This is a genomic window from Pseudomonas sp. PVC-3-1 (genome assembly GCF_057444315.1).
The window spans coordinates 2,693,453-2,710,300 of the sequence record NZ_CM172023.1 but is presented as its reverse complement, the minus strand read 5'-3'; the positions used below and the strand labels follow the sequence as shown (position 1 = coordinate 2,710,300).

Sequence of the window (16,848 nt, the reverse complement as noted above, 5' to 3'; positions counted from 1 at the left end):
TTCGAAAAAAGCAGGGCCGGAGGTGTTTCCACCCCCGGCCCCGGCAGGTTAGCTCAGGCTATCAGTGGGCAGCAGCGCCACTGGCCCCCAGGCCGGTCTGCGAACGGATGAACTGCGGGAAGAAGCGTGCGCGCTCTTCGTCGGCAGCGGTGGACTTGTCGGTGATGGAGAAGAACCAGATACCGATGAAGGCCACGGCCATGGAGAACAGCGCCGGGTATTCGAACGGATAGATGGGCTTCTCGTGGCCGAGGATCTGCACCCAGATGGTCGGGCCGAGGATCATCAGCACGACGGCGGTGATCAGGCCCATCCAGCCACCGATCTTCGCGCCACGGGTGGTCAGCTTCTTCCAGTACATGGAGAGCAGCAGCACCGGGAAGTTGCAGCTGGCGGCAATGGAGAAGGCCAGGCCGACCATGAAGGCGATGTTCTGCTTCTCGAACAGGATGCCGAGCACGATCGCGACCACGCCCAGGCATACGGTGGTGATCTTCGAGACGCGCAGCTCATCCTTCTCGTTGGCCTTGCCGCCCTTCAGCACGCTGGCGTACAGGTCGTGGGAAACGGCCGAAGCGCCGGCCAGGGTCAGGCCCGCAACCACCGCGAGGATGGTGGCGAAGGCCACGGCAGAGATGAAGCCCAGGAACAGGCTGCCGCCTACGGCGTCGGCCAGGTGCACGGCGGCCATGTTGTTGCCGCCCAGCAGCGCGCCGGTGGCGTCCTTGAAGTCAGGATTGGTGCTGACCAGCAGGATCGCGCCGAAGCCGATGATGAAGGTCAGGATGTAGAAGTAGCCGATGAAGCCGGTAGCGAAGAACACCGACTTGCGGGCTTCCTTGGCGTCACTGACGGTGAAGAAGCGCATCAGGATGTGCGGCAGGCCAGCGGTACCGAACATCAGCGCGAAGCCCAGGGAGAACGCGGAGATCGGGTCCTTCACCAGGCCGCCGGGGCTCATGATCGACTCGCCCTTCGGGTGAACCTTGATGGCTTCGGAGAACAGGGTGCTGATGTCGAAGTTGACGTGCTTGAGCACCATGATCGCCATGAAGGTGGCGCCCGAGAGCAGCAGCACAGCCTTGATGATCTGCACCCAGGTGGTGGCGAGCATGCCGCCGAACAGCACGTAGAGCACCATCAGGATACCGACCAGCACAACCGCGACGTGGTAGTTCAGGCCGAACAGCAGCTCGATCAGCTTGCCAGCGCCGACCATCTGCGCGATCAGGTAGAAGGCCACGACTACCAGCGAACCGCAGGCGGACAAGGTACGGATATCCTTCTGCTTCAGGCGGTAGGACGCCACGTCAGCGAAGGTGTACTTGCCCAGGTTGCGCAGGCGCTCGGCGATCAGGAAGAGGATGATCGGCCAGCCGACAAGGAAGCCGATGGAGTAGATCAGGCCGTCGTAGCCCGACGTGAAAACCAGCGCGGAAATACCCAGGAAGGACGCGGCGGACATGTAGTCGCCGGCGATCGCCAGGCCGTTCTGGAACCCGGTGATGCTGCCACCGGCGGTGTAGAAGTCAGCGGCGGATTTGCTGCGCTTGGAGGCCCAGTAAGTGATGCACAGGGTCAGGCCGACGAAGGCGACGAACATGACGATGGCGGAGACGTTCAGCGGCTGGCGCTGCACTTCTCCGGTAAGGGCGTCAGCCCAGAGTGCGGGAGCGAACGCGGCCAACGCGAGCGCCGCAGAAATTCGGCCTTTCATTGCTGGGCCTCCTTGAGGATTTCCTGGTTGAGGCGGTCGAATTCACCGTTCGCCCGGCGCACGTAGATGCCGGTGAGCACGAAGGCCGAGAGGATCAGCCCGACGCCCATGGGGATGCCCCAGGTGACGGACGAATCGGCACTGATCTTCGTACCCAGCAACTGCGGCTGGAAGGCGATGAGCAGGATGAAGACCACGTACAGGCCCAACATGACCGAAGAGAGCAGCCAGGCGAATCGCTCGCGCTTGGCCACCAATTCCTTGAAGCGCGGATTGGTATCAATCCGCTGGTAGATGCTGTCGTTCATTTTGTTCTTGTCCTCACAGCGGGGATGACGCGGATGTCGTCGATCCCTAATTTATTTGAGCGCTGCAAGGGCTCCAGACGACTTTAGTCGTAGCGTTGCGCCACGATGTGCGAACAAGCCCGGAATAGACGCTTCGGCATAAAAAAATCCCCCGCGAACGATAAGGTTCGCGGGGGATTTTTCTATCTCTGGCTAGGGTGCGATGCTGGCGATCACAGCCATTCCTTCACACGGTCCGGGTGCGCTTCGACCCACTTCTTGGCGGCCACGTCCGGCTTCTCGCCATTCTGCACCGCGAGCATCACTTCGCCGATTTCCTGGCCGTCCTTCCACTGGAACTTCTTCAGGAAGGCCCAGACTTCCGGCGCTTTCTTCTCCAGCGCCGGGTTGGCGACGCTGTCGACGTGCTCCTCGTCGCCGTAGACCTTTTTCGGGTCTTCAAGGAACTTCAGCTTCCACTTGGCGAACATCCAGTGCGGAATCCAGCCGGTGACGGCGATGGCCTTCTTGTCGTTCTCCGCACGAGTCAGCTCGGCGATCATGCCGCTGCCGGAACTGGCCACCAGCTTGTAGTCCAGGCCGTAGTCCTTGATCGCCTGGTCGGTCTTGAGCATCACCCCGGCACCGGCATCGATACCGACGATGCGACCGCCGAAATCATCCTTCTGCGCCTTGAGGTCCTCGATGCTGTTGGCTTTCACGTACTCGGGCACGATCAGGCCGATCTTCGCGCCCGGGTAGTTCACGCCCAGGTTGGTGACCTTGTCCTTCATTTTCTCGTAGTAGGCGCCGTGGGTGACCGGCAGCCAGGCCGAAAGCATGGCGTCGAGCTTGCCGCGCGCCACGCCCTGCCACATGATCCCGGCGGCAACCGGCATCAGCTTGACCTGGTAGCCGAGCTTCTCGCGCATGATCTCGGCGGCGACGTGGGTGGTCGCCACGCTGTCCGACCAGCCATCCACGTAACCAATGGTGATTTCCGGCTTGGCCGCCGCACCGGCCAGCCCGGCCGCGGCCGATAACACCAGCCCTGCGCCCAGGCCCAACAGGCGTCGCATCATTGTCATGGTTTTCTCCCCGTGATTTTTCGTTGCAGCGTCCGGGCGGACCCGGCGCCATTCGCGGTCTTGGCCGCCCTTTCATGATCGGCGCACGCTGCTGGCGAACTGCTCTGAGAGCGACGCCAAACGGTCCGATCCACGACAGAATCCACCCATCCACGACCACGCGATTCCATCCGCGACCAAGGTGGCCGGCCTATCGCCTCCATACAGAGGCTCGATTACCCAGCGATGTTCCTCCGCAGTAGTCTTTCAACAACGGAGAATCATTCTCACCTTGAGGACCGCCGCCATGCTCAAGACCGTCACCTTCACCCTGATGCACTTCGCCATCGCCTTCAGCGTCGCCTACGCGCTGACCGGCAGCATCACCGTGGGCGGGCTGGTGGCCATCGTCGAACCGCTGTGCAACGCGGTGGGCTTCCACTTCCACGAGAAGTTCTGGAAGCGCATCGAGGGCAACACGGCGCAGCCGACGCACAATTGGATTCATCGCCACGCCTGAGTCCCCGCGCGGGCACTGACGGCGGCGAGCAGCGTTGCTAAGATGCGCGCCTCGCCACGGTTCGCGTGTCCCCATGCCACAGTCCTCGCGCTTTCCGCTCCTCCCCTACTGCCTCGCTCTGCTGCTCGCCTTCATCGCCCTTGCCGGGCTCTGGTACGGCCTGGGCAAACCGGTAACCCTGCCTGACGCGGCCACGCCTACGCATAAGCTGCAGTGCGCGTCCTACAGTCCGTTCGCCAAGGATCAGTCGCCGTTCGACCAGCCCTTCGTCCTGCGCCCAGAGCAGATGGACGCCGACCTGGCGCTGCTGGCGACGCGTTTCGAGTGCGTGCGCACCTATTCCATGACCGGCCTGGAAGGCATCCCGGCGCTGGCGCGCAAGCACGGCCTGAAGCTGATGCTCGGCGCCTGGGTGAACGCCAATCCGGTGGATACCGAGCGTGAGGTCGAGGCATTGATCAAGGCCGCCAACCAATACCCGGACGTGGTCCAGGCGGTGATCGTCGGCAACGAGACGCTGCTGCGCAAGGAAGTCACCGGGCGCTACCTGGCCGGACTTATCCACAAGGTGAAGGCCCAGGTGCGCCAGCCGGTGACCTACGCCGACGTTTGGGAGTTCTGGCATCAGCACCCGGAAATCGCCCCGGCGGTGGACTTTGTCACCATCCACCTGCTGCCCTACTGGGAAGACAATCCACGCGGCATCGACGATGCCCTCGCCCATGTGGCGAAGATTCGCGAGGACTTCGGCCACGAGTTCGCGCCCAAGGACATCCTCATCGGCGAGACTGGGTGGCCCAGCGAGGGACGTCAGCGCGAGACGGCCCTGCCCAGCCGCGTCAACGAGGCGCGCTTCATCCGCGGCTTCGTGCACATGGCCGAGGAGAAAGGCTGGCGCTACAACCTGATCGAGGCCTTCGACCAACCCTGGAAACGCCAGAGCGAAGGCGCGGTGGGTGGCTACTGGGGCTTGTTCAGCGCGGACCGCGAAGAAAAAGGCGTGCTCGCCGGGCCGGTCAGCAACCTGCCCGGCTGGCCGCTGTGGCTCGGGCTTTCCGGCGTGATCCTGCTTGTCGGGCTGCTTGTCGGCGGCCGCCCCACGTCTGTCCGCAGTGCCTTCCTGCTGCCCCTGGCCGGCGCGATGGGCGCAGGCTGCATCGGCCTGTGGCTGGAGCTGTCGGTGATCACCAGCCGCTTCTGGGGCGAGTGGCTCTGGGCGGCAGCGCTTACCGCTCTCAACCTGCTGGTACTGCTGCACATCAGCCTGGCGCTGTCGGCCCGCGAGGACTGGCGCGCCAGGGCTTTCGACTGGATGGAGCAGCGCGCCGGCCTGTGGCTGGCCGCCGCCGGTTTCGCCGGCGCGGTGCTGATGCTCGGGATGGTCTTCGATGCGCGCTATCGCAGCTTTCCCAGCGCGGCCTTGCTGTTCCCCGCGCTGGCCTACCTGTGCCGGCCAGTGTCGGCACCACGCAGGGAGGCACTGTTGCTCTCGCTGATCATCGCCGTCGGGATTCCGGCACAGCTGGCGCAGGAAGGGTTGAGCAATCTTCAGGCATTGGGTTGGGCGGCGGTGAGCCTGCTCCTGCTCGGCGCGCTGTTACGCGGACTGCGCCAGACAGAGCGAAAGACCTGATTCAGCGGGCCGAGGCGCGCACCAGACGCAGCCCGGCCAGTACCACCGCGAACACCGCGAGCCCGGCGTTGTACAGCACCAGCGCCGGCAGCGTAACGAGCATTGCCAGCACAGCCAGCCACCAACCCGCCTGACGCGGCACGAAGAAGGCCAGCAGCGCCAGCCCCAGCGCCAGCTTGCCGAACACACCGAAATGGATCGCCCAGCCCAGCTGTGAGCGCACGCCGCACTGCCAGCGCGCGGCCTCGTCGGCGCAGACTCCAACCCAGCGGCCGTCTTCCATCAACCCGAAACGCACGCCATAGCTGGCGGCCAGCCAGAGCGCCAGGGCGAGCAGCAGAAGGATCACGGGCAAAAAACGACGGGACATGGCGCCACTACTCCGGGCAGGCGGAAAACCGGAGCCCAGCATAACCAGCGCAAGGGCTGATGCAAGGGGAGCCGCTTGCAGCCTAGACTTTGCCCATCAACGGAGCCCTCGATGAAGCGATCGTCCCTGTTCCTGCTGGCCTGCCTGGCCACCAGCTTCTGGTGGCTGTGGCCGACCGACCGTCCCCAGGCCCCGCAGCAGCACAGCCAGTCCTTGTCCGATGGTGGCATGCGCGTCGAGCGGTACTCCATCTATCCCTTGCAGGACTTCAGCATCGAAGCGCGCGTACTGGGCCGCGAGGACTACCGCCTGGGCCGCGAGGCCGAGCTGTCGCCCACCGATCTCGCCCTTGGCTGGGGCCCGATGGACGACCCCAAGGTGCTGGCCGATATCCGCATCACCCAGGGCAACCGCTGGTTCTACTGGCACGCGGACAAGCTGCCGATTCCCCGCCGCGAGCTGGAAACCCACGCCGCCAACATGCACATGATCCCGGCCAACGATGAGGTGGCGCGCGCTTTGGCCCAGGTCAGCGCCGGGGAACACGTGCGCCTTTCCGGCAAGCTGGTGCGCGTGGAAGGCGACGACGGCTGGCGCTGGGTCAGTTCACTGACCCGCGAGGACACCGGCGCCGGCGCTTGCGAACTGGTCTGGGTGGAGCGCCTGGAACGCTACTGAAGCAACCGGTTGCCAGCGGCGCGGGGCTTTGGGCATGCTCGGCGCAATTCGCTCCACGAGGAATTTCCCCCATGCCCCGTGTCACCTTGCGTCCCGCCACACCCGAAGACATCCCGCTGATCCTCGATCTCATCCGCGAACTGGCCGACTACGAGAAGCTGGTCCACGAAGTGAGGGCCGACGCCCAGCGCATGCACGATCACCTGTTCGGCCCGCGCCCCTATGCCGAGGTGCTGATCGGCGAAGTGGACGGCGAACCCCAGGGCTTCGCACTGTTCTTCCACAACTACTCCACCTGGTTGAGCCAGCCCGGCATCTACCTCGAAGACCTCTACGTACGCCCCGCCGCCCGTGGCGCCGGCCTGGGCAAGGCGTTGCTCACCGAGCTGGCACGGCTGGCGGTGGAGCGCGACTGTGGGCGCCTGGAATGGTCGGTGCTGGACTGGAACGAACCCGCCATCGGCTTCTACCGCAGCCTGGGCGCGCGCCCGCAGGACGAATGGACCGTCTATCGTCTAACCGGCGATGCCTTGCGTGACCTCGCGCGCAAGGACTGAGACGCGCATTGCACTTGTAGGAAATGTGCTGGTCTTAATGCCCGGTCACCCTAGAGTTGGCCTCCTCTTGAAAGGACTCCGAACCATGACATTTCTTTACCGCGTGGCCGCCCTGATCGGTTGCCTCGCAATGGGACTGGCCGGGCCGGCATCGGCCCGCGACGTGGATCAAGCCAGCTACGGCTATCCGTTGGTCAACCCGTTCGAGGCGACCATTGCCACCACTCCGCCGGAGCTGCGCCCGCAACTGCCGACGGACGATGACATCCGCCAGTCGGACTACGCGCTCAAACTACGCCCGGAGCGCGAGTACGAGCTGCCGAGCAACTTCTGGCCAGTGAAGAAGCTGCACTACCGCCTGGCCTGGCAGGACCATGCTGCGCCACTGGTGTTCATCATCGCCGGTACCGGCGCGCATTACGCCAGCAGCACCCCGGAATACCTCAAGCGCCTCTTCTACGGCGCCGGCTACCACGTGGTGCAACTGTCCTCTCCCACCAGCTGGGACTTCATGGTTGGCGCTTCCCACGTCGCCACTCCTGGCTACACGCCCGACGATGCCGACGACCTGTACAGAGTCATGCAGGCGGTGCGCGCGCAGCATCCGGACCTGCCTGTCAGCGACTACTACCTGACCGGCTACAGCCTGGGCGCGCTGCACGCAGCCTTCGTCAGCAAGCTCGACGAAACCCGCCGCAGCTTCAACTTCAAGCGTGTGTTGCTGCTCAACCCGCCGGTGAACCTCTACACCTCGGTGAGCAACCTCGACAAGCTGGTGCAGACCCAGGTCAAGGGCATCAACGACACCAACACCTTCTACCAGGTGATCCTGGCCAAGCTGACCCGTTACTTCAACCAGAAGGGCTATGTCGACCTCAACGACGCCTTCCTCTTCGACCTGCAGCAGTCCAAGCAACACCTTTCCAATGAAGAGATGGCCATGCTGATCGGCGCGGTATTCCGCTTCTCCTCCGCCGACATCGCCTTCACCTCCGACCTGATCAACCGCCGCGGCCTGATCACCCCGCCCAAGTACCCGATCACCGAAGGCACCAGCCTGACGCCGTTCTTCAAGCGCGCCATGCAATGCGACTTCGAGTGCTACATGACCGACCAGTTGATGCCGCTCTGGCGCGCCAAGTACGACGGCGGCAGCCTCCCGCAGCTGATCGACCAGGTCAGCCTGTATGGCGTCCAGGACTACCTGAAGCAGAGCCCGAAGATCGCCGTCATGCACAACGCCGACGACGTCATCCTCGGCCCGGGAGATATCGGCTTCCTGCGCCGCACCTTTGGCGATCGCCTGACGCTCTACCCCCGCGGCGGCCACTGCGGCAACCTCAATTACCGCGTGAACGCCCAGGACATGCTGGGCTTCTTCAAGGGACAGGGTGCCCCGGCCGACGGCCTGGCCACCGCGCAGACAGGGAACTGACTCCATGCCATTCCGCCATTCCTGGACTCTCGCCCTGCTGCTGGCCTGCGGCTTCGCCCAGGCCCAAACGCCACAACCGGTGCAGACGCCGACCACCACCAAATTCGACATGGTCCCGGACGAGGACGGCTTCAAGCACCCGCTGGATGCGCTGAAGTTCAACCCCGGCCTGGACCAGCGGGAATTCGAGCGCGCCACCTTCGACGCCCTCAACGTCTACGATCCCTGGGAGTCGTGGAACCGCCGGGTCTACCACTTCAACTACCGCTTCGACGAATGGGTGTTCCTGCCCGTGGTGCACGGCTACGAGTACGTCACCCCGCACTTCGTGCGTACTGGCGTGAGCAACTTCTTCAGCAACCTGGGCGAAGTGCCGACGCTGCTCAACAGCGTTGCCCAGCTCAAGCCCCAGCGCGCGGCGAACAGCACCGCGCGGCTGCTGTTCAACACCATCTTCGGCATCGGCGGCCTGTGGGACCCGGCCACCGCCATGGGCCTGCCCAAGCTCAGCGAGGACTTCGGCCAGACCCTGGGCTACTGGGGCGTCCCCGATGGTCCCTACCTGATGCTGCCGATCCTCGGCCCGTCCAACCTGCGCGACACCGGCGGGCTGGTCACCGACTTCGTCGCCGCCCGCGAGGTGAACTACCTGAACTACTCCGAGCTCAGCCACGAGTACTGGGAACTGCCGGTGCTGGAGATCATCGACAAGCGCTACAGCAACGGCTTCCGCTACGGGCAGATGAACACGCCCTTCGAGTACGAGAAGCTGCGCTACTTCTATACCGAAGCCCGGCGCCTGCAGATCCAGGAGTGAATCGGAACCGTCGCCCTTGGGCGGCGGTTTTCTTTCCATTGACACATCTATTTTATCGATTGTTAAGCTGAAAAACTCGCAACCATTGATCCACCATTTGGGACTAGGATGATCTCCATTCACAGATCAAGGAGGTCCCCATGACCCGCTTACGTACCGTGATCGACCAGCACATCGGCCACCCGGCCTCCGACGGCGCCGGCGTGCGCCTGACCCGCGTCATTGGCGGCGCGGGCATCGAACGCTTCGATCCGTTCCTGATGCTCGACCAATTCGACACGCAGAACCCCGACGACTACATCGCTGGCTTCCCCGCGCACCCGCACCGCGGCTTCGAGACCGTTACCTACATGCTCGAAGGGCGCATGCGCCACGAGGATCACCTGGGTAATACCGGCCTGCTCAAGCCCGGCGGCGTGCAGTGGATGACGGCCGCCCACGGCATCATCCACAGCGAGATGCCCGAGCAGGTGGAAGGCGCCATGCGCGGCTTCCAGCTGTGGTTGAACCTGCCAGCCAAGGACAAGCTGTCCCCGGCCGGCTACCGCGACATCGAACCCGAAGACGTGCCTCGCGTGACCACCGCGCAAGGCGTGGGTGTCACCGTGATCGCCGGGCGCTTCGACGACGGCCAGACCGCCATCGATGGCGCCGTGCAGCGCCCCGGCACCGAGCCGCACTACTACGACCTGGTGCTGCCGGCGGGCGCCTCCGTGGCTCCGCGGATTCCGGCGGGCCATCGAGTGATGCTGTACGTCTACGAGGGTGCGCTGCAGGTGCCGGGCGAGCGCGCGGATGAGACCGTCGCCACCAACCGACTTGTGCGTCTGGGTCAGGGCGACGAAATCCAGCTGTCCAGCGACAAAGGCGCTCGCGTCCTGCTGCTGGCCGGCAAGCCGCTGGGCGAACCCATCGTGCAGTACGGCCCCTTCGTGATGAACAGCCGTGAGGAAATCGAGCAGGCCCTGCGCGATTACCGCGATGGCGTTTTCGCGGTCTGACCGAGACGCACAGGGCTGGCTACACGTAGGAGCGGACTCTGTCCGCGATGGTTTCCCCACGTGCCGGATGCCAATCGCGGACGGAGTCCGCTCCTACGCTCATGGAAACACCGCCGCGAGCCTACAGCGACCAATCTTCCATCCCCAGAAAGCGCGCGATCTCCGCGCGCTTTTCCATGGCGTCGCGATAGCCCAATTCGATCAGCGCATTGCAGTAACCCGGTTCGAACAGCAGGTAACTGAGCACGCCCGCACCACTCGCCTTGGTCGCGCCCGGCCCGCGCAGGAACAGGCGCAGCGCCTTGGGCAGCTCATGGCGATATTGCGCGGCAATCTCGTCCAGCGGTCGACTCGGCGAAATCAGCAGTACATCCACCGGCGCCAGGCCCAACGTCTTGCGGCGCGCCTCTTCCGGGACCAGCGAGCTGAGGAAGTTGATGCGGTGCAGCAGCTCGATATCACCCTCCAGACTGTCGATGAAGGTGCTGTTGAGCAGATGGATGCCTACCTGCGCCAGGCTCGGCGGTTGGCCCGTACGGTAGTTGGCCACCTGCTCGTTGGCGCTGCCGACCGTGGGGTTACCGCTGACGCCAATCACCAGCACGCGAGTGGCGCCCAGGTGCAGCGCCGGGCTGATCGGCGCCTGCTGGCGCACCGCACCGTCGCCGAAGAACTCGCGAAGTATCTTCACCGGGCGGAACAGCAACGGAATCGCCGAGCTGGCCAACAGATGCTCGATATCCAGCCGTGTCGGCACACCAATGCGCCGGTGGCGCAACCAGGGATCGATGGTGGCGCGGCCCTGGTAGAAAGTCACCGCCTGCCCGGATTCGTAACCGAAGGCGGTTACCGCCACCGCGCGCAGGTTGCGGCGGCGCACGGCAGCGGCGATGCCGGATAGATCCAGTTCACGTTCCAGGAGATAGCGCAGCGGCGTGCTGTCCAGCAGCGCCACCGGCTCGCGCTTGCCCAGCCCGAGCAGGCTGTGACCGAGGAACTTGAAGGCCTGGCTGAACACACCCGGCCAGTCGGAACGGTAGACCTGTCCGGTGCGAAAGCCCTTCCAGACCTGGGTCAGGCGCTCCACCGCACCGGTGAAGGACAACGCACCGCACGCCAGCCCGACCGCGTTGATCGCACCAGCGGAAGTGCCGACGATGACCGGGAAAGGATTCTCGGCCCCCTCGGGCAGCAGCTCCGCGATGGCGGCCAGCACGCCGACCTGATAGGCCGCTCTCGCCCCGCCGCCGGAGAGGATCAGGCCGGTAACGGCCGGAGTTTGCTGGGGAGTGGCGGAGTCGGTCACGGCAGAAGTCCTTGTCTCGTCGTACCAGCGTAGTCCGCCGAAGCGCTACTTCTTCTTGTCGTAGAGCTTCGGTTCGCCCTCGGGGCGGCTCTTGAAGCGGCGGTGCGCCCAGAGGTACTGCTCGGGCTGGCGGCGAATCTCGCTTTCCACCCACTGGTTGATGCGGATGCAGTCGGCCTCTTCGCTCTCGCCGGGAAAATCGTCCAGCGGTGGGTGAATGGTCAGGCGGTAGCCGGAACCGTCGGCCAGGCGCGACTGGGTAAAGGGCAGCACCAGCGCCCGGCCCAGACGGGCGAACTTGGTGGTGGCGGTGACGGTAGCCGCCTGGATGCCAAACAGCGGCACGAACAGGCTCTGCTTGGCGCCGTAGTCCTGGTCCGGCGCGTACCAGATGGCGCGGCCGGCGCGCAGCACCTTGAGCATGGCGCGCACGTCCTCGCGCTCGATGGCGGTGGCGTCGGCGTTGTGCCGTTCGCGGCCGGTACGCTGGACGTAATCGAACACCGGGTTGTCGTGCTCGCGGTACATGCCGTCGATGGTCTGCACCTGGCCCAGCAGCGCCGCGCCGATCTCCAGGGTGGTGAAGTGCATGGCCATGAGGATCACGCCCTTGCCTTCGGCCTCGGCCTTCTTCAGGTGCTCGATGCCTTCGATGTGGGCGAGCTTCGCCAGGCGGGCCTTGGGCCACCACCAGCTCATGGCCATCTCGAAGAAAGCGATGCCGGTGGAAGCGAAGTTTTCCTTGAGCAGGCGCTTGCGCTCGGCAGCGGAGAGTTCCGGGAAGCACAGTTCCAGGTTGCGCTGGGCGATGGCGCGGCGGCTTCCCACTACGCGGTACATCAGCGCGCCGAGCGCACGCCCCAGGCCCAGCAGCGCCGGGTACGGCAGTTGCACCACCAGCCAGAGCACGCCGAGGCCCAGCCAGAGCGGCCAGTGGCGGGGATGGAGGAACTCACGGCGAAAGGTGGGGCGGTCCATGGAACTTTCCGGCTGGGTCAAAGCCCGACATTCTACCTTGCCGGCGCATGCCGTGCCCGCCTTCGCGCCCTGGCGTTCAGCCACGCTTGCGGCTACCGGGGCGCTCCGTTATAAGTCCACACCATTTAGTGATGCAGCCTGACCATGAGCCAAGCCGACCTTCTCGACCACGATCCCGTATTCCAGCTCAAGGGCAGCATGCTGGCCGTCACCGTTCTGGAACTGGCCCACAATGACCTGCCGCGCCTGGACCGCCAGCTCGCCGACAAGGTCGCCCAGGCGCCCAACTTCTTCCGCGATACCCCGCTGGTACTGGCGCTGGACAAACTGCCCGACGGCGAAGGCCAGCTCGACCTGCAAGGCGTGCTGGACATCTGTCGCCGCCACGGCCTGCGCACCCTGGCCATTCGCGCCAGCCGCGAGGAAGACATTCGCCTGGCCACCATGTTCGACATCCCCGTGCTGCCGCCGTCCGGCTCCTCCCGTGAACGCGCGGTCGAGCCCAAGGACGCCGTCCCACAGGTGACCGGCGCCACGCCAGTGCGCCGTCCGCGTGGCGAGAAACTCTCCGAGAAGGTGGTCGAGCAGGCCGCCGGCGCTGGTGTGCAGGCCGAAAAATCGACCGAGCAGCCCGCCGAGGCCAAACCGGAAAAACCGACCGAAGCTGCCGAGGCAACCGCCGAATCTCCGGAAGGGGACAAGCAAGCCACCCCGGAAGCGGCTCCGCAAGCCGCTGCGGAAAAGCCTGTCGAGCCGCCGGCACCGGTCGTCCGTCCGACCAAGCTGGTCACCACTCCGGTACGCGGCGGCGTGCAGATCTATGCCGCCGGCGGCGACCTGATCGTGCTCGCCCCCGTCAGTCCCGGTGCGGAACTTCTCGCCGACGGAAATATCCATGTGTACGGTCCGATGCGCGGTCGCGCCCTGGCCGGCGTCAAGGGCGATACCAGTGCCCGCATTTTCTGCCAGCAGCTGGCCGCGGAACTCGTGTCCATCGCCGGTAATTACAAGGTCGCCGAAGACCTTCGACGCAGTCCGCAATGGGGGCAGGCAGTGCACGTCAGCCTGTCGGGTGACGTGTTGAACATCACCCGCCTTTAACGGATACTGCCGCGACTTTCAGGGACCAGAATTCTTCGTTTTTTCTTTGGGGTGAATCACCTTGGCCAAGATCCTCGTAGTCACTTCCGGTAAGGGTGGCGTCGGTAAAACCACCACCAGCGCAGCCATCGGCACCGGCCTGGCCCTGCGCGGCCACAAGACCGTCATCGTCGACTTCGACGTAGGCCTGCGTAACCTCGACCTGATCATGGGCTGCGAACGCCGCGTGGTTTACGACTTCGTCAACGTCATCAACGGCGAAGCGACCCTGACCCAGGCCCTGATCAAGGACAAGCGCCTCGAGAACCTGTTCGTGCTGGCCGCCAGCCAGACCCGCGACAAGGACGCCCTCACCCAGGAAGGCGTCGGCAAGGTCATCGAAGAACTCAAGCAGTCCTTCGACTACGTGATCTGCGACTCCCCGGCCGGCATCGAGAAAGGTGCCCACCTGGCCATGTACTACGCCGACGAGGCGATCGTCGTGACCAACCCGGAAGTGTCCTCGGTCCGCGACTCCGACCGCATGCTCGGCCTGCTGGCCAGCAAGTCCGCCCGCGCCGAGAAAGGCGAGGACGCGATCAAGGAACACCTGCTGCTGACCCGCTACAACCCCGAGCGCGTCACCAAGGGCGAAATGCTCGGCGTCGAGGACGTCGAGGAAATCCTGGCCATCCGTCTGCTCGGCGTGATCCCGGAATCCCAGGCCGTGCTGAAAGCATCCAACCAGGGCGTACCGGTCATCCTCGATGAAGAAAGCGATGCCGGCCAGGCGTACAGCGACGCCGTCGAGCGACTGCTGGGCAAGGACATGCCCCATCGGTTCCTCGATGTGCAGAAGAAAGGATTCCTGCAACGACTGTTCGGAGGACGTGAATGAGCCTTTTAGATTTCTTCCGCAGCCGGAAGGCGCAAAACAGCGCATCCATCGCGAAAGAAAGACTCCAGATCATCGTCGCCCACGAGCGCGGCAACCGTTCGCAACCGGACTACCTCCCGCAGCTGCAGAAAGACCTGCTGGAAGTGATCCGCAAATACGTGCCCATCGACCAGGAACAAGTCCAGGTCGAGCTGGCCAACCAGGGCAGCTGTTCGATCCTGGAACTCAACATCACCCTGCCGGAACGTTGATCCGGCTTTGGTGAACCTGCGGCGGCTTCGGCCGCCGCAGTCGTTTTCGTCATTCTTATTCGCGCAAGAGCTTCCATGCCGCTTTCCCAGATCGAATTCGTCCATGAGGACGCCGCCCTGCTGGTGGTGAACAAGCCCACCCTGCTGCTCTCCGTGCCCGGTCGCGCGGATGACAACAAGGACTGCCTGATCACCCGCCTGCAGGAGAACGGCTATCCGGAAGCGCGCATCGTCCACCGCCTGGATTGGGAGACCTCCGGGCTGATCGTGCTGGCCCGTGATGCCGACAGCCACCGCGAGCTGTCCCGCCAGTTCCACGACCGCGAAACCGAGAAGGCCTACACCGCCCTGTGCTGGGGTGAGCCGGAACTGGACAGCGGCCGCATCGAGGCGCCGCTGCGCTACGACCCGCCGACCAAACCTCGCCACGTGGTGGACTTCGAGCAGGGCCGCCATGCGCTGACCTTCTGGCGCGTGATGGAGCGCCACGGCAACTGGAGCCGTGTCGAACTCACGCCGATCACCGGCCGTTCGCACCAACTGCGCGTGCACATGCTGAGCATCGGCCATCCGTTGCTGGGCGACCGCCTGTACGCCGAAGGCGAAGCCCTGGAACTGCGCGACCGCCTGTGCCTGCACGCCAGCATGCTGGCCCTGACCCACCCGCAGACGGGCGAGCGCCTGCGCTTCGAATCGCCCGCGCCGTTCTGACGGTTTCGGCGGTTGTAGGAGCGAGCTTGCTCGCGAACCGCCCAGCTCCAATCACCCGGCTGAATCCATTCGCGAGCAAGCTCGCTCCTACACCGCTCCTCCCAGGCCGCAGATTTGCACATTTACGTTAAACTTCCGGCCATTCGCTGTTCGGAGTTACCCATGCGTACAGAACTCAACCAGGGCCTGATCGATTTCCTCGCGGCCTCCCCCACCCCCTTCCACGCCACCCAGGCCCTCGCCCTCCGCCTCGAAGAGGCCGGCTACCAGCGCCTGGACGAGCGCGATGCCTGGCGCGCCGAAGCCGGTGGCCGCTATTACGTCACCCGCAACGACTCCTCCCTGATCGCCTTCAAGCTCGGCACAGTGCCGCTGCTGGAAAATGGCCTGCGCCTGGTCGGCGCGCACACTGACAGCCCCTGCCTGCGCGTCAAGCCGAACCCCGAACTGGTGCGTAATGGCTATTGGCAATTGGGCGTGGAAGTCTATGGCGGCGCGCTGTTCGCCCCCTGGTTCGACCGCGACCTGTCCCTGGCCGGCCGCGTCACCTTCCGCCTGGCCGGCAAGGTCGAGAGCAAGCTGATCGACTTCAGGGCGCCCATCGCGGTGATCCCCAACCTGGCGATCCACCTCAACCGCGAAGCAAACATGGGCTGGTCGATCAACGCGCAGACGGAACTGCCGCCGATCCTCGCCCAGGTCGCCGCTGGCGAGACCCGCGACTTCCGCGACCTGCTCGGCGAGCAGCTGCAGCTGGAGCATGGCATCACCGCCGACGCCATCCTCGACTACGAGCTGAGCTTCTACGATACCCAGCGCGCGGCCGTGATCGGCCTTGACCAGGCCTTCATCGCCGGTGCCCGTCTGGACAACCTGCTGTCCTGCTACGCCGGCCTGCAGGCGCTGCTGGGCAGCAGTGACGAGCAGAGCGGCGTGCTGGTCTGCACCGATCATGAAGAAGTCGGCTCCTGCTCCGCCTGCGGCGCCGACGGTCCGTTCCTGGAGCAGGTGCTGCGCAGACTGCTGCCCGAGGGCGACGCCTTCACCCGTACGGTACAGCGCTCGCTGCTGGTTTCCGCCGACAACGCCCACGGCGTGCACCCGAACTACGCCGACAAGCACGACGGCAACCACGGCCCGAAGCTCAACGGCGGCCCGGTGATCAAGATCAACAGCAACCAGCGCTACGCCACCAACAGCGAAACCGCCGGCTTCTTCCGCCACCTGTGCCTGGAAAACGAAGTGCCGGTGCAGAGCTTCGTGACCCGCAGCGACATGGGTTGCGGCTCCACCATCGGCCCGATCACTGCCAGCCAGATCGGCGTGCGCACCGTGGACATCGGCCTGCCAACGTTCGCCATGCACTCCATCCGCGAACTGGCCGGCAGCCAGGACCTGCACTACCTGGCCAAGGTCCTCAGCGCCTTCTACGACAGCGCAGACCTGCCCTGACCCCCAACGCCCGGCACCCGCCGGGCGTTTTTCATTCAGGCCGCAACTACCAAGGCACAACTTCCTAGTAGGAGCGAGCTTGCTCGCGAA

18 protein-coding genes are annotated in these 16,848 nt (G+C 64.8%); 12 read left to right on the top strand and 6 right to left on the bottom strand.

All coding sequences use genetic code 11. From position 1 onward, the window contains the following. Positions 1-61: 61 nt before the first annotated feature. The 3 genes from AC2T4A_RS12760 to AC2T4A_RS12750 all read right to left on the bottom strand — a co-directional run bounded on the left by AC2T4A_RS12760 (position 62) and on the right by AC2T4A_RS12750 (position 3,092). On the bottom strand, positions 62-1,717 hold the full coding sequence (locus tag AC2T4A_RS12760; protein ID WP_081520245.1) for a cation acetate symporter: 1,656 nt from the start codon (positions 1,715-1,717) through the stop codon (positions 62-64). After that, positions 1,714-2,025, bottom strand: a complete 312-nt coding sequence (locus AC2T4A_RS12755) for a DUF485 domain-containing protein (protein WP_205336883.1) — start codon at positions 2,023-2,025, stop codon at positions 1,714-1,716. The genes AC2T4A_RS12760 and AC2T4A_RS12755 overlap by 4 nt, the downstream gene beginning before the upstream one ends. A 212-nt stretch (positions 2,026-2,237) precedes the next feature. Beyond that, positions 2,238-3,092, bottom strand: a complete 855-nt coding sequence (locus AC2T4A_RS12750) for a glycine betaine ABC transporter substrate-binding protein (protein ID WP_416745319.1) — start codon at positions 3,090-3,092, stop codon at positions 2,238-2,240. Positions 3,093-3,378: 286 nt separating this feature from the next. On the opposite strand from AC2T4A_RS12750, the gene AC2T4A_RS12745 reads away from it, so the two are divergent. Together AC2T4A_RS12745 and AC2T4A_RS12740 are read left to right on the top strand one after the other, a co-directional pair. Then, positions 3,379-3,591 carry a DUF2061 domain-containing protein gene (locus AC2T4A_RS12745; RefSeq protein ID WP_416745321.1) on the top strand — a complete coding sequence of 71 codons (213 nt, stop codon included), beginning with the start codon at positions 3,379-3,381 and terminating at the stop codon, positions 3,589-3,591. Between the two features lie 73 nt (positions 3,592-3,664). After that, positions 3,665-5,224: a glycoside hydrolase family 17 protein gene (locus AC2T4A_RS12740; RefSeq protein ID WP_416745323.1), complete on the top strand. Its 1,560-nt coding sequence runs from the start codon at positions 3,665-3,667 to the stop codon at positions 5,222-5,224. 1 nt (position 5,225) lies between these two features. Here AC2T4A_RS12740 and AC2T4A_RS12735 read toward each other — a convergent pair whose 3' ends face one another. Next, a complete protein-coding gene (locus AC2T4A_RS12735; protein WP_416745325.1) occupies positions 5,226-5,594 on the bottom strand; it encodes a hypothetical protein in 369 nt (122 codons plus the stop codon). Positions 5,595-5,705: 111 nt separating this feature from the next. Between AC2T4A_RS12735 and AC2T4A_RS12730 the strand changes: the two genes are divergently transcribed. The 5 genes from AC2T4A_RS12730 (at position 5,706) to AC2T4A_RS12710 (ending at position 10,082) form a co-directional block, all read left to right on the top strand. Further along, entirely contained in the window at positions 5,706-6,272 is a 567-nt protein-coding gene (locus tag AC2T4A_RS12730) for a hypothetical protein (RefSeq protein ID WP_416745327.1), read from the top strand. Positions 6,273-6,343: 71 nt separating this feature from the next. Continuing rightward, complete coding sequence (locus AC2T4A_RS12725) at positions 6,344-6,829, top strand: GNAT family N-acetyltransferase (protein ID WP_416745329.1); 486 nt, start codon at positions 6,344-6,346, stop codon at positions 6,827-6,829. A gap of 85 nt (positions 6,830-6,914) precedes the next feature. Then, positions 6,915-8,264 (top strand): alpha/beta fold hydrolase family protein, encoded by a 1,350-nt coding sequence (locus tag AC2T4A_RS12720; RefSeq protein WP_416745331.1) that lies wholly within the window; start codon positions 6,915-6,917, stop codon positions 8,262-8,264. Between the two features lie 4 nt (positions 8,265-8,268). Next, positions 8,269-9,081: an MlaA family lipoprotein gene (locus tag AC2T4A_RS12715; protein WP_486743438.1), complete on the top strand. Its 813-nt coding sequence runs from the start codon at positions 8,269-8,271 to the stop codon at positions 9,079-9,081. Between the two features lie 140 nt (positions 9,082-9,221). Continuing rightward, positions 9,222-10,082: a pirin family protein gene (locus AC2T4A_RS12710; protein ID WP_486743437.1), complete on the top strand. Its 861-nt coding sequence runs from the start codon at positions 9,222-9,224 to the stop codon at positions 10,080-10,082. 121 nt (positions 10,083-10,203) lie between these two features. On the opposite strand, the gene AC2T4A_RS12705 is transcribed toward AC2T4A_RS12710, so the two are convergent. Both AC2T4A_RS12705 and AC2T4A_RS12700 read right to left on the bottom strand, forming a co-directional pair. Further along, complete coding sequence (locus tag AC2T4A_RS12705) at positions 10,204-11,388, bottom strand: patatin-like phospholipase family protein (RefSeq protein WP_486743436.1); 1,185 nt, start codon at positions 11,386-11,388, stop codon at positions 10,204-10,206. 45 nt (positions 11,389-11,433) lie between these two features. Beyond that, entirely contained in the window at positions 11,434-12,366 is a 933-nt protein-coding gene (locus tag AC2T4A_RS12700) for a lipid A biosynthesis lauroyl acyltransferase (protein ID WP_478379342.1), read from the bottom strand. 144 nt (positions 12,367-12,510) lie between these two features. On the opposite strand from AC2T4A_RS12700, the gene minC reads away from it, so the two are divergent. The 5 genes from minC (at position 12,511) to AC2T4A_RS12675 (ending at position 16,758) form a co-directional block, all read left to right on the top strand. Further along, positions 12,511-13,467, top strand: coding sequence for a septum site-determining protein MinC (minC, locus tag AC2T4A_RS12695; protein WP_486743435.1), 957 nt, complete (start codon positions 12,511-12,513; stop codon positions 13,465-13,467). A gap of 61 nt (positions 13,468-13,528) precedes the next feature. Continuing rightward, on the top strand, positions 13,529-14,344 hold the full coding sequence (gene minD, locus AC2T4A_RS12690; protein WP_413351307.1) for a septum site-determining protein MinD: 816 nt from the start codon (positions 13,529-13,531) through the stop codon (positions 14,342-14,344). Further along, positions 14,341-14,595 carry a cell division topological specificity factor MinE gene (minE, locus tag AC2T4A_RS12685; RefSeq protein WP_045210300.1) on the top strand — a complete coding sequence of 85 codons (255 nt, stop codon included), beginning with the start codon at positions 14,341-14,343 and terminating at the stop codon, positions 14,593-14,595. Before minD ends, minE begins: the two co-directional genes overlap by 4 nt. Positions 14,596-14,670: 75 nt before the next feature. Next, positions 14,671-15,306 (top strand): RluA family pseudouridine synthase, encoded by a 636-nt coding sequence (locus tag AC2T4A_RS12680; protein WP_017522036.1) that lies wholly within the window; start codon positions 14,671-14,673, stop codon positions 15,304-15,306. Positions 15,307-15,468: 162 nt separating this feature from the next. Next, the gene (locus tag AC2T4A_RS12675; protein WP_486743434.1) at positions 15,469-16,758 is read left to right on the top strand and encodes a M18 family aminopeptidase; all 1,290 of its coding nucleotides are present in this window, start codon (positions 15,469-15,471) and stop codon (positions 16,756-16,758) included. The last annotated feature ends 90 nt before the right edge of the window (positions 16,759-16,848 follow it).

Bases quoted from the DNA above. Each gene is read 5' to 3' on its own strand.
- AC2T4A_RS12680 (WP_017522036.1), top strand. From the start codon at position 14,671: ATGCCGCTTTCCCAGATCGAATTCGTCCATGAGGACGCCGCCCTGCTG.
- AC2T4A_RS12745 (WP_416745321.1), top strand. From the start codon at position 3,379: ATGCTCAAGACCGTCACCTTCACCCTGATGCACTTCGCCATCGCCTTC.
- AC2T4A_RS12750 (WP_416745319.1), bottom strand. From the start codon at position 3,092: ATGACAATGATGCGACGCCTGTTGGGCCTGGGCGCAGGGCTGGTGTTA.
- AC2T4A_RS12715 (WP_486743438.1), top strand. From the start codon at position 8,269: ATGCCATTCCGCCATTCCTGGACTCTCGCCCTGCTGCTGGCCTGCGGC.
- AC2T4A_RS12725 (WP_416745329.1), top strand. From the start codon at position 6,344: ATGCCCCGTGTCACCTTGCGTCCCGCCACACCCGAAGACATCCCGCTG.
- AC2T4A_RS12700 (WP_478379342.1), bottom strand. From the start codon at position 12,366: ATGGACCGCCCCACCTTTCGCCGTGAGTTCCTCCATCCCCGCCACTGG.
- AC2T4A_RS12735 (WP_416745325.1), bottom strand. From the start codon at position 5,594: ATGTCCCGTCGTTTTTTGCCCGTGATCCTTCTGCTGCTCGCCCTGGCG.
- AC2T4A_RS12730 (WP_416745327.1), top strand. From the start codon at position 5,706: ATGAAGCGATCGTCCCTGTTCCTGCTGGCCTGCCTGGCCACCAGCTTC.
- AC2T4A_RS12720 (WP_416745331.1), top strand. From the start codon at position 6,915: ATGACATTTCTTTACCGCGTGGCCGCCCTGATCGGTTGCCTCGCAATG.
- AC2T4A_RS12710 (WP_486743437.1), top strand. From the start codon at position 9,222: ATGACCCGCTTACGTACCGTGATCGACCAGCACATCGGCCACCCGGCC.
- AC2T4A_RS12755 (WP_205336883.1), bottom strand. From the start codon at position 2,025: ATGAACGACAGCATCTACCAGCGGATTGATACCAATCCGCGCTTCAAG.
- AC2T4A_RS12675 (WP_486743434.1), top strand. From the start codon at position 15,469: ATGCGTACAGAACTCAACCAGGGCCTGATCGATTTCCTCGCGGCCTCC.
- minC (WP_486743435.1), top strand. From the start codon at position 12,511: ATGAGCCAAGCCGACCTTCTCGACCACGATCCCGTATTCCAGCTCAAG.
- AC2T4A_RS12740 (WP_416745323.1), top strand. From the start codon at position 3,665: ATGCCACAGTCCTCGCGCTTTCCGCTCCTCCCCTACTGCCTCGCTCTG.
- AC2T4A_RS12760 (WP_081520245.1), bottom strand. From the start codon at position 1,717: ATGAAAGGCCGAATTTCTGCGGCGCTCGCGTTGGCCGCGTTCGCTCCC.
- minE (WP_045210300.1), top strand. From the start codon at position 14,341: ATGAGCCTTTTAGATTTCTTCCGCAGCCGGAAGGCGCAAAACAGCGCA.